The sequence below is a fragment of the Streptomyces sp. NPDC056224 genome (assembly GCF_042267665.1).
GTDB lineage: Bacteria > Actinomycetota > Actinomycetes > Streptomycetales > Streptomycetaceae > Streptomyces.
Window position 1 is genome coordinate 61590 of sequence record NZ_JBHJTK010000036.1, and the last position, 10483, is coordinate 72072.

A 10483-nucleotide genomic window follows, 5' to 3' on the forward strand; every position below is an offset into this window, starting at 1 on the left:
GAGCGGAGGGTAGGGGTCGCCGCGACCGCATCGACGTGCGGCTCCGCCGCGTGGCGAGCGGCGGCACCTGCCCGCAGCGGTGGCGAAGCCCGGCGCGACCACGAGAACCGTGCGGCTGAGCTGCGCGGGGCCCAGTCGCCGCAAGGGATCCGGCCGGATCCCTTGCTCCGTACTGACACCGGATCTAACCCCGTCGCGGCCGACCTGTGACCGAATCTCCCCCAGGATGTGATGTATGTCCTGGGGGAATGGTATGTCCGCAGGTCAGAGCAGATACGGGTGCGCCCGGTGTGACCAAAGACCTGTCCAATTCGTGACGTAATGCACTGCACGCCATTCCCAGGTCGGGACACTCTGATGTAGGAAGTCGGGGGATCGAATCACCTCAGGAGTTAGTCAGTGAGCGCCATGTCTCTTGCCCTGCTGCTGACCACGGCCGCTGCCACGGCCGTGGGCGCTGCTGCGCTGCACGCCGTCCACGGTCTCCGTAAGCAGGTCACGGCCCTGCGCGGCGAGCTGGCGATGCCGGCCCACGCCCGCGCCGCGACCGTCCCGCACGCCCGCAGCGCCGTGGAGTCCCCCGCCGCCGAGATACGAGCCGCCGTGGCCGAAGCCCTCGCCGAGGAGCGCGAGCGCGAGCTCGCCGAGGCGCGCGCCTTCTGGGCCGCGCAGGAGGCCCGCGACTCCGCCGACGCCCCCTCCCTGCTGGGCGGCCTGCCCGGCCTCGGTGAGGACAACCCCGTCTTCCTGCCGCGGCAGGCCGACATGGTCGGTCTGGAGCCGCTGCTCGGCGAGGACTCCGTGGAGGAGTACCCCGAGGATTCGGCCGAGCTGGCCGCCGCCCGCCGGCGCCACCCCTCGCACCCCGACTTCGTCCCGGTCCAGGCCTCGGCGCCCGGCGCCGACCACGAGCGCACCGTCAGCCGCCTGGAGGAGCTCGCGGAGGCCCGTACGGCCCTCGCGGACGTCCGCCCGGGCCCGCTGGGCACGCTGGACGTGTACGTGTTCACGGACGGCACCACGCTCTGCATGACCCCCGGCCACCGGGAGACCGCGGAGCGCCTCGCCGAGGCCCTGCGCTCGGGCACCGCGCCGGTCCTGCTCGGCGGCTCGGGCATCTCCGGCGCCTACGCGCTCACCTTCTCGTGCGGCGACGCCGAGGACCCCGACAGCAACGTGTACATCCTCGCGGACCGCGTCATCGCATCGCTCTGACTTCCGCCTGCTCCACCAGCCGCACGGCCTCGTCCAGCATCACGGACGGGGCCGTCGTGGCGTCCGCCCCGCGCACGGAGCGCAGCGCCTCGACGAGGTCCAGCCCGGCCACCGCCACCTGGTCGCCGACGACGAACATCCCCGCGTCCGGCATCTCCCGTACGGGGGCGCCTTCCAAGGCCTGCGCCCGTGCGGAGAGTTCACGTGCCAGTTCCAGCGCCGCCGCGGCGGCTCCCTGCTGCAGGCGGCTCTGGGGCGCGGCCCGCAGCCGGTCGGCGAAGCGTTCCACGGCGGCGGTCAGGGGTGAGGTATCGAGCACCCGGCCGACCTTACGCGCCGCCCCGGCACCATTGCCAACGGGCGAACTCTCCGGCACGGTGGCGTGAAGAGAACAGCACGGCGATACCTCCGGAGGCGCCCATGTCCGTAGAGTTCTCCGAACAGACCCACCGCAACATGATCGACAGAATCCCCCAGGCCACCGGTCGTGAGCTCTCCGACTGGCTCCGTGCCGTCGACGAGGGCCCCTCCCTCGTCCGGTTCGAGGAGAAGGTCAGCTGGCTGCGCGGCGCGCACGAACTGTCGTACGGCCAGGCCAAGGCGATCATCCACGAGTACGACCTGCGCAGAGCCGCCCGCCGGTTCGGCTGAGACCCCTCCCCCCCCGAATCCGATCCCCAGACGCGGGAAGGCCCCGCGAGCGTGTGCTCGCGGGGCCTTCCCCGTGCTGTGGTGGACGGCGGCCGGGACGGCCGCCGGTCCTGCTAGTCGTCGCCCGACAGGATCTGGAAGATGCGCAGCATCTCCATGTAGATCCATACCAGGGTCATGGTGAGGCCGAAGGCCGCCAGCCAGGACTCCTCGCGGGGGGCGCCGTACGCCACGCCGTCCTCGACCTGCTTGAAGTCCAGGGCGAGGAAGCAGGCGCCCAGGATGACGCCGATGGCGCCGAACAGGAGGCCCAGGCCGCCGCTGCGGAAGCCGAGGCCGTCACCGCCGCCGAACACCGCGAACAGCGTGTTCGCGAGCATGAGCAGGATGAAGCCCAGGGCCGCGGCCATCACGAAGCCGTAGAAGCGCCGGTTGACGCGGATCCAGCCCATCTTGTAGGCGACGAGCACGGCGGCGAAGACGCACATCGTGCCCAGCACGGCCTGGATGACCACGCCGGCGCCCAGGTAGGTGCTGGTGGCCGCGCTGATGACGCCGAGGAAGACGCCCTCGAACGCCGCGTAGCCCAGGATCAGCGCCGGGACCGGCTTGCTCTTGAACGACTGGATCATCGCCAGCACGAACGCGACGATGGCCGCGCCGACGCCGATGACGTACGACTTGCCCAGGTTGGCCGGGTCGACGGGCAGCAGGACCCAGGCGAGGGTCGCCGTCAGGATGACCGTGCCGAGCGTCATGGCCGTACGGCTCACGACGTCGTCCATGGTCATCACGTTGGCGCGCGCCGGCGCCTGCGGCATGCCCGTGGCCGGGTCGGTCGCGTACGGGTTGGTCGCGTACGGGTTGGTCGCGGTCCCGGCCTGCTGGTACTGCGCGTCAAACCCCGCGTAGCCACCGTTGTCGCGGCTGAACCCCCGTCGCGAGAAGACCGGGTTACTGCTCCTCATCTCACTCCTCCGTGGCCACCGAGCGCGGCCTCGCATCAAGAGTAATGTGCTCGCAAAGAAAGCACCCTACTGCTGGAGGAGGATCTTAAGAGAAGGCGCGGCGAAGCGCAGGCGATAAAAGGACGGGCCCCGGGGAGCCGTGCCGGGCCTCGCGGATCGCGGAGAGAGCTGCGGAGTGCCCGGAGCCGGACTTGAACCGGCACGGCCCGAAGGCCAGCGAGGTTTAAGCTCGCCGTGTCTACGTTCCACCATCCGGGCAGGGCGTGACGGCCCCCGTGAAAAAGCCTTGAACGCTGAGTCGAGCCTATCCGGAACGCCGTCGCGGCCAACGGGCCGTCTATCCGATGTTGTCTGATTTTATTGGCGCTTGAGGGTGCGTCAGACCCGAGAACGCACGGTGGGCCCCTTCTCGGCGACGATCACGCGCGACCTGGGATTGACGGGATTTCGATGGCTGCGCCACCCCGCGTGCCACCAGCGCGCCACCCCGCGTACGGCCCCGTTCCCGCGCCCGGCCTCCGCCCGCCTTCCCCCCGGCTCCCCCCCCTGGCCGTCAGGGCTCCTGTCATACCAGAGGAGGAGAGGGATGTGCCCGCGGTCAGACTCCAGTGGGCCGACGAACGGGCACCTCGGCTGATCCGGAGCGGGGGTGGGCGCGGCGACGATGGAAACGTCCCGCCGATGAGCGGACCGCGACCGGTCCGCAGTCCCCGCCCTGACAGGAGTCGCTTCCGTGACCACCACGAACTACGCCCCGCACACCATCAAGGCCGTGGCCGCCCGCGCCACCGGCCTCTCCAAGGTGTACGGCCAGGGCGAGACCCAGGTGGTCGCCCTGGACAACGTCTCCGTCGACTTCGCCCAGGGGCAGTTCACCGCGATCATGGGCCCGTCGGGCTCCGGCAAGTCCACCCTGATGCACTGCGTCGCGGGCCTGGACACCTTCTCCTCCGGCTCCGTGCGCATCGGCGAGACCGAACTGGGCTCCCTGAAGGACAAGCAGCTCACCCAGCTGCGCCGGGACAAGATCGGCTTCATCTTCCAGGCCTTCAACCTGCTGCCGACCCTGACGGCCCTGGAGAACATCACGCTTCCCATGGACATCGCCGGGCGCAAGCCCGACCAGCAGTGGCTGGACTCGGTGATCAGCATGGTCGGCCTCGCCGACCGTCTCTCCCACCGCCCCACCCAGCTCTCCGGCGGCCAGCAGCAGCGCGTGGCCGTGGCCCGCGCCCTGGCTTCCCGCCCCGAGATCATCTTCGGCGACGAGCCGACCGGAAACCTCGACTCCCGCTCCGGCGCCGAAGTCCTCGGCTTCCTGCGCAACTCGGTGCGCGAGCTGGGCCAGACCGTCGTGATGGTCACCCACGACCCGGTCGCCGCCTCCTACGCGGACCGCGTCATCTTCCTCGCCGACGGCCGGATCGTCGACGAGATGCTCAGCCCCACCGCCGACGGCGTGCTGGACCGCATGAAGGCGTTCGACGCCAAGGGCCGCACCAGCTGAAGCCCGGCCGCCCGGCGGCGTCCCGCAGCCCTCCGCACAGACCTCCAGCCCCAGGACTGAGATCCCATGTTCCGTACCGCCCTGCGCAACGTCCTCGCGCACAAGGCCCGACTGCTGATGACGGTGCTCGCCGTCACCCTCGGCGTCGCCTTCGTCTCCGGCACCCTCGTCTTCACCGACACGCTCGGCAAGGCCATGTCCAGCCAGTCCGCGAAGTCCTACGAGGGCGTCGCGGTGTCCGTCACCGACTACGGCCGCAGCCGGGGCGAGGACGGCCAGAAGCAGGGCGAGCCCGGCATCAGCCAGCAGACCCTCGACAAGATCAAGACCCTGAACGGGGTCGACTCCGTGACCGGCCGCGTCCAGGGCTTCGCCGGCGTCGGCGACGAGAACGGGAAGCTGATCGGCAGCGGCTGGGCCAACGCCGGCTCCAACTTCGATCCCGTCAAGGACGGCAAGGACCCGCGCTACCAGTTCACGGACGGCTCCGGCCCGGTCAGGGACGACCAGGTCGCCCTCGACAAGGAGAGCGCGGCCAAGGGCGGGTACCGGGTCGGCGACAAGATCGGCGTCGCCACCAACGGCCCGGTCAGGGAGTTCACCCTCTCCGGCGTCTTCACCACCGAGGACGGCGCGGTCAACGCGGGCGGCAGCCTCGTCCTGTTCGACACCAAGGTCGCCCAGGAGCTCTACCTCCAGCCCGGCTTCTACAGCGAGCTCTCCATCGGGGCCAAGGCCGGCGCCACCGCCGACCAGCTGCTGGCCGAGGTCAAGCCGCTGATCTCCAAGAACGCCGAGGCCAAGACCGGCGCCGCCCTCGCGGCCCAGCAGGCCAAGGACATCGAGCGGGCCATGTCCGGCATGAGCACCGGCCTGCTGATCTTCGCCGGCGTCTCCCTGTTCGTCGGCATCTTCCTGATCTACAACACCTTCACCATGCTGGTCGCCCAGCGCACCAGGGAACTGGCCCTGCTGCGCGCCATCGGTGCCAACCGCGGCCAGGTCAAGCGCTCGGTCCTCGCCGAGGCCGGGGTCGTCGGCCTCGTCTCCTCGGTCATCGGTCTGGCCTCGGGCATCGGCCTCGCGATCGCCATGCGCTCCGCGATGGACCTCTTCGACGCCAAGATCCCCGCCGGTCCGCTGGTCATCGCCCCGGTCACCGTCGTCATCGCGCTCGCCATCGGTGTCCTCGTGACGATGCTCGCCGCCTGGCTGCCCGCCCGCCGGACCTCCAAGATCGCCCCGGTCGCCGCCATGGGCAGCGCCCACCTCCCGGCCACCATGAAGTCCCTGGTGGTGCGCAACATCTTCGGCAGCATCCTCGCCCTCGTCGGCGTCGGTGTGGTCATGCTCGGGGTCAGCCAGAAGAGCGACGGCCGCATGGTCATCGCGGGCGGCGCGTTCTTCCTGCTCATCGGCCTGTTCGTGCTGCTGCCGATGTTGTCGCGCCCGGTCATCGCCCTGGTCCGCCCGCCGCTGGAGAAGGTCTTCGGCGTCGCCGGAAAGCTCGCCACGCAGAACGCCCTGCGCAACCCGCGCCGCACCGCCGTCACCGCCGCCTCCCTGACCATCGGCCTCACCCTGGTCACCGCCATGTCGGTCATGGGCGTCACCGTCGGCCAGGCCATCGACAAGGCGACCACGCAGAACATCAAGGCCGACTACCGGGTCACGATGGCCGCCCAGGGCATGAACCTCGACAAGTCCGTGCTCCCCGCACTGGAGAAGGGCAAGGGCGTCCGCGCCGTCTCGCCGAAGACCGGCGAGGCGGTCAAGATCGGCGACGACTTCCAGATCGTCAGCGGCGTCAACCCGGCCGCGCTCCCCCAGGTGCTGACCGTCAAGACCACCGGCGGCGACCTCGCCTCCCTCGGCCAGGGCAAGCTGATGGTCTCCGCCGAGGAGGCGAAGAAGAAGGGGCTGACGGTCGGCTCCACCGTCGAGGCCCAGTACGAGGACGGCCAGAAGGGCTCGCTCCAGATCGGCGCGGTCTTCGACAACAAGGGCCAGCTCGACGACTACGTCATCGACAACAAGATCCTCGCCGCGCACAACGACGAGCAGTACCTGCCCGAGGTCCTCGTCAAGACCGACGGCGGCCCCTCCAAGGCCACCCAGCAGGCCGTGATCGACGCCCTCGGCAAGAACCCGGCCATCAAGGTCTCCACGCAGGCCGACATCCGGGACCAGATGGCCGGCGAGATCAACATGGCGCTGAACATCATGTACGGGCTGCTCGGCATGGCCCTGATCATCTCCGTCCTCGGTGTGATCAACACCCTCGCGATGTCCGTCTACGAGCGCCAGCAGGAGATCGGCATGCTGCGGGCGGTCGGGCTCGACCGGGGCCGGGTCAAGAACATGATCCGCCTGGAGGCCGTGGTCATCTCCCTCTTCGGCGCGGTCCTCGGCATCGGCGTCGGCGTCTTCCTCGCCTGGGCCGGCGGCAAGACCATCGCCGCCTCCGTCCCGGGCTACGCGCTGGTCATCCCCTACGACCGGATCGGGGTGTTCCTCGCGCTCGCCGGTCTGGTCGGTGTCCTGGCCGCCATGTGGCCGGCCCGCAGCGCCGCCCGCCTGAACATGCTGACCGCCATCAAAACCGAGTAGTCCCCGCCGGCGAACGGAACGCGCGACGGGAGAGCGCGACGGGACACGGAAGGGCCCGGGGCACACGCCCCGGGCCCTTCCGGCGTTCCCCGGCCCGGTCGTCATGGTGGCGCCCGGTGCGCGCCGGCGCCCCTGTGACGACACCCCCTAAGCCGCGCCCCAGGTGCGCAGCCGCAGCGGCAGCCCGGATGCGCCGCCGTACCCCGGCCGCACCGCGAGGACCTGGTTGACGCCGAGCCGGCCGTGCTCGAAGGCGAGCGCGGATGCCGCCATGTACAGCCGCCAGACCCTCGCCCGGCCGGGCGAGGTCAGGCGTACGGCCTCGTCCCAGTGCTCCTCCAGCCGCGCCACCCAGGCCCGCAGGGTCAGCCCGTAGTGCTCGCGCAGCGCCTCCACGTCGCGGACCTCGAAGCCGGCCCGCTCCAGCTCGCTCACGGTGCTGCCGAGCGGGGAGAGTTCGCCGTCGGGGAAGACGTACGCGTCGATGAACTCATTGACGCGGTACGCCTCTTCGTCGGGCTCGGGGGGCCGGGCGATCTGATGGTTCAGCAGACGGCCGCCGGGGCCCAGCAGGCCGAACAGGGTGCCCGCGTACTCGCGGTAGCGGGAGGAGCCGACGTGTTCGGCCATGCCGATCGAGGAAATGGCCTCGTACGGGCGGTCCCTGACGTCCCGGTAGTCCTGGACGCGGATCTCGATCCGGTCGGCCAGGCCCTCCTCGGCGACCCGCTTGCGGGCATGGGCGGCCTGCTCGCGCGAGAGGGTGATGCCGGTGACCTGGGCTCCGTACTCCCGGGCCGCGTGCAGGGCCATGGAGCCCCAGCCGCAGCCGACGTCGAGGAGCCGGGTGCCGGGCGCGAGGCCGAGCTTGCGGCAGACCAGGTCGAGCTTGTCGCGCTGCGCCTCCTCCAGGGTGGAGCCGGGGCTCCAGTAGGCGCAGGAGTACACCATGGAAGGGCCGAGCACGTGCCCGTAGAACTCGTTGCCGACGTCGTAGTGGTGGCTGACGGCCGCCCGGTCGCGGTGCTTGGTGTGCGCGGCCCCGTTGCGGCGGACGCTCGCCTCCTCGGGCGGCGGCGGGGGCGCGGGCCACGGGCGGGCCATCGCGGCGAGTTCGCGTACGGCGGCCCGCGCGGCGGGGTCGCGCAGCAGCCCGAGCGTGCCGGAGGCGCTCCCGACGGCGCCGACGGCCCGCGCGGGCAGGTACGGGCGCAGGACGGCCAGCTTGGCCAGGCCGGTGCGGGGCAGGGCCGGGTCGGCCGCGGGCCGCTCCCGTTCCCAGAGCAGGCCCCCGACCCGGTCGAGCAGCTCGAACAGGTCGCCTTCGACCGTCAGGTCCCCGGCGACCCAGGCGCGGGCCAGCCCCAGCTCGCCCGGCCTCCACAACACGCGGCGCAGGGCGCGCCGGTTCGTCAGGACGAGGACGGGACCGCCGGACGCTCCGGCTTCGCTGCCGTCCCAGGCCCTTATGCGCACGGGCAGCGGCGAGCCCAGCAACGTCTCGGCAAGAGCGGCCAGCCGCGGCGCGGCGTCGGTCATGGCGGGCACCTCCGATGAGTTCCGACGAGACGGCCTACCCATTTCCGGCGGCGGCCAACCGGAAAACACGCCGAAGGGGCCGCCCGCACCACGGATGGCGGGCGGCCCCTTCGGGGTCGTGCTGGGAAGTTCCGGTCAGACCCGGGTCAGGAGGCCTTGGCCTTCTGAGCCGGAGCCGCGGCGGCCGGGGCCGGCTTGGCGGCCTCGTAGAACTCCTCGCGCGGGGTCTCCAGCGCACCGAGGGAGACGACCTCGCGCTTGAGGAACATGCCGAGGGTCCAGTCGGCGAAGACGCGGATCTTGCGGTTCCAGGTCGGCATGGCCATGCCGTGGTAGCCACGGTGCATGTACCAGGCGAGCCGGCCCTTGAGCTTGATCTTCGTCTTGCCCATGACGATCATCGCGACGCCCTTGTGGAGGCCGAGGCCCGCCACCGCACCCTTGTTGGAGTGCGAGTAGTCGGTCTGCGGGAAGCCCCGCATGCCCGCGATGACGTTGTCGCCGAGGACCTTGGCCTGGCGCAGCGCGTGCTGCGCGTTCGGCGGGCACCAGGCGTTCTCGACGCCGGCCTTGCGGGCGGCGAGGTCCGGCACCTGGGCGTTGTCGCCCGCGGTCCAGATGTAGTCCGTGCCCTTGACCTGGAGGGTCGGCTCGGCGTCCACGTGGCCGCGCGGGCCGAGCGGGAGACCGTAGCGGGCCAGAACCGGGTTGGGCTTGACGCCCGCGGTCCACACGATGGTGTTGGAGTCGACCTCCAGGCCGTTCTTCAGCACCACGTGGCCGTCCACGCAGGAGTCCATGGAGGTGTTGAGGTAGATCTCGATGCCGCGGGACTCGAGGTGCTCCTTGCCCCAGGTGCCGAGCTTGGGCCCGACCTCGGGAAGGATCTTGTCGGCCGCGTCGACCAGGATGAAGCGCATGTCCTCGCGCTTGATCGTGGAGTAGTACTTCGCGGCGTCGCGGGCCATGTCCTCGACCTCGCCGATGGTCTCCGCGCCGGCGAAGCCGCCGCCGACGAAGACGAAGGTGAGGGCCTTGCGGCGGACGTTCTCGTCCGTCGTGGACTCGGCCTTGTCGAGCTGCTCGAGGACGTGGTTGCGCAGGCCGATGCCCTCTTCGACGCCCTTCATACCGATGCCCTGTTCGGCGAGGCCGGGGATCGGGAAGGTGCGGGAGACGGCGCCGAGCGCGATCACCAGGTAGTCGAAGGGCAGCTCGTACGCCTCGCCGACCAGCGGCGTGACGACGGCGACCTTGCGGTCCTGGTCGATGCTGGTGACCCGGCCGGTGAGAACCTCTGCCTTGGGCAGCACGCGTCGCAGCGGGACGACGACGTGCCGAGGCGAGATGCTGCCTGCGGCCACTTCGGGGAGGAAGGGCTGGTAGGTCATGTACGACCGCGGGTCGACGACCGTGACGGTCGCCTCGCCATAGCGCATCTTCTTCATGATCCGCTTGGCCGCGTACAGGCCTACGTACCCACCTCCTACAACGAGGATCCTGGGACGCTCCGTGGTGCTCATGGAACGAGTATCCAGCACCCAATGGGGTGTCGCTCGTGAGCCCCTTCACAAGGAGTCGGAGGGCCTCTGTTACACTTCGCCGCCCACGTGACGTGGGTCATGGTGCGCAACGGGAACCAAGGCGGGCCGGAAGACGTTGAACACCCGTCCTGAGCTGGCCTTCAGGCCCTCCGGCGGACTGGACCACCGGGTTTCGCCGATACCTCTGACACGGAAGCCGTCGCGCCCGCGCTTCGCACGAACACGCGCCAAAAGGGCCCCGGGGACCTCCGAAGGGGCCCGAACGGCCCTTCCGCCGACGCCTCCGGCCTCTTTTCCTTGTGAAGAACTTCACGAAGTTCATGTGGATCAAGGGCCTCCAGGCCCCCTCAGACCCCCCTTTTCCTTCGAAGTCCCGCTCACGTGCGGAGGATTCAAAGGGGGGAGGGCCCCATATGGCGGCGGCGCCCCGGTCGGGTGACCGGGGCGCC

General features: G+C 70.6%; 8 protein-coding genes and 1 tRNA gene. 4 read left to right on the forward strand and 5 right to left on the reverse strand.

All coding sequences use genetic code 11. From position 1 onward, the window contains the following. Positions 1 to 408 precede the first annotated feature (408 nt). Positions 409 to 1215, forward strand: a complete 807-nt coding sequence (locus ACFCZ1_RS29930; protein ID WP_376681408.1) for a hypothetical protein — start codon at positions 409 to 411, stop codon at positions 1213 to 1215. Here the strand turns inward: ACFCZ1_RS29930 and ACFCZ1_RS29935 are convergent. Next, on the reverse strand, positions 1199 to 1534 hold the full coding sequence (locus ACFCZ1_RS29935; protein WP_376681398.1) for a hypothetical protein: 336 nt from the start codon (positions 1532 to 1534) through the stop codon (positions 1199 to 1201). The genes ACFCZ1_RS29930 and ACFCZ1_RS29935 overlap by 17 nt on opposite strands. Positions 1535 to 1635: 101 nt before the next feature. Between ACFCZ1_RS29935 and ACFCZ1_RS29940 the strand changes: the two genes are divergently transcribed. After that, on the forward strand, positions 1636 to 1866 hold the full coding sequence (locus ACFCZ1_RS29940; protein ID WP_376681399.1) for a DUF4287 domain-containing protein: 231 nt from the start codon (positions 1636 to 1638) through the stop codon (positions 1864 to 1866). 113 nt (positions 1867 to 1979) lie between these two features. Here ACFCZ1_RS29940 and ACFCZ1_RS29945 read toward each other — a convergent pair whose 3' ends face one another. Both ACFCZ1_RS29945 and ACFCZ1_RS29950 read right to left on the reverse strand, forming a co-directional pair. After that, entirely contained in the window at positions 1980 to 2834 is an 855-nt protein-coding gene (locus ACFCZ1_RS29945; RefSeq protein ID WP_376681400.1) for a Bax inhibitor-1/YccA family protein, read from the reverse strand. A 176-nt stretch (positions 2835 to 3010) separates the two neighbouring features. Next, positions 3011 to 3092 (reverse strand) — tRNA-Leu (locus tag ACFCZ1_RS29950). Positions 3093 to 3567: 475 nt separating this feature from the next. On the opposite strand from ACFCZ1_RS29950, the gene ACFCZ1_RS29955 reads away from it, so the two are divergent. Together ACFCZ1_RS29955 and ACFCZ1_RS29960 are read left to right on the forward strand one after the other, a co-directional pair. Beyond that, positions 3568 to 4341 (forward strand): ABC transporter ATP-binding protein, encoded by a 774-nt coding sequence (locus ACFCZ1_RS29955; protein WP_376681401.1) that lies wholly within the window; start codon positions 3568 to 3570, stop codon positions 4339 to 4341. Between the two features lie 66 nt (positions 4342 to 4407). Further along, on the forward strand, positions 4408 to 6951 hold the full coding sequence (locus tag ACFCZ1_RS29960) for an ABC transporter permease (RefSeq protein ID WP_376681402.1): 2544 nt from the start codon (positions 4408 to 4410) through the stop codon (positions 6949 to 6951). Positions 6952 to 7098: 147 nt separating this feature from the next. On the opposite strand, the gene ACFCZ1_RS29965 is transcribed toward ACFCZ1_RS29960, so the two are convergent. Then, positions 7099 to 8490: a class I SAM-dependent methyltransferase gene (locus ACFCZ1_RS29965; RefSeq protein WP_376681403.1), complete on the reverse strand. Its 1392-nt coding sequence runs from the start codon at positions 8488 to 8490 to the stop codon at positions 7099 to 7101. Between the two features lie 146 nt (positions 8491 to 8636). Then, a complete protein-coding gene (locus ACFCZ1_RS29970; RefSeq protein ID WP_376681404.1) occupies positions 8637 to 10013 on the reverse strand; it encodes an NAD(P)/FAD-dependent oxidoreductase in 1377 nt (458 codons plus the stop codon). Between the last annotated feature and the right edge of the window lie 470 nt (positions 10014 to 10483).

Coding starts and splice junctions, on each gene's coding strand:
- ACFCZ1_RS29940 (WP_376681399.1), top strand. CDS start 1,636: ATGTCCGTAGAGTTCTCCGAACAGACCCACCGCAACATGATCGACAGA.
- ACFCZ1_RS29960 (WP_376681402.1), top strand. CDS start 4,408: ATGTTCCGTACCGCCCTGCGCAACGTCCTCGCGCACAAGGCCCGACTG.
- ACFCZ1_RS29970 (WP_376681404.1), bottom strand. CDS start 10,013: ATGAGCACCACGGAGCGTCCCAGGATCCTCGTTGTAGGAGGTGGGTAC.
- ACFCZ1_RS29965 (WP_376681403.1), bottom strand. CDS start 8,490: ATGACCGACGCCGCGCCGCGGCTGGCCGCTCTTGCCGAGACGTTGCTG.
- ACFCZ1_RS29930 (WP_376681408.1), top strand. CDS start 409: ATGTCTCTTGCCCTGCTGCTGACCACGGCCGCTGCCACGGCCGTGGGC.
- ACFCZ1_RS29945 (WP_376681400.1), bottom strand. CDS start 2,834: ATGAGGAGCAGTAACCCGGTCTTCTCGCGACGGGGGTTCAGCCGCGAC.